This is a genomic window from Rhizobium ecuadorense, assembly GCF_001187535.1.
Lineage (GTDB): Bacteria > Pseudomonadota > Alphaproteobacteria > Rhizobiales > Rhizobiaceae > Rhizobium > Rhizobium ecuadorense.
Window position 1 is genome coordinate 1 of the sequence record NZ_LFIO01000642.1, and the last position, 237, is coordinate 237.

The following is a 237-nucleotide window of genomic DNA, read 5'->3' on the forward strand; positions in this document are numbered from 1 at the left end:
TTCTTCGTCAACGAGCTTCTCGTCGCACATCCGTGGGCGAGCATCGGGGCGATCGGGGTAAGGAACGTCGTGCTGCTCCTCTCGATCGCACTGCTTTACCTGATGAGCGGTCTGTCGAATACGAGCTTGATCCCGAACTATCTCGCGACCGTCGCCGGGCTTCGTCCGGAACAGATCGGCCAGACGCTGCTCTATTGGACGTGCATTCCGCTGCTCGTCATGACGCCGATTGCCGTG

1 pseudogene is annotated in these 237 nt (G+C 59.9%); it reads left to right on the top strand.

Annotated elements, in window-relative coordinates:
• A pseudogene (locus tag AF337_RS12690) lies at window positions 1–237 on the top strand (MFS transporter); the annotation flags it as partial.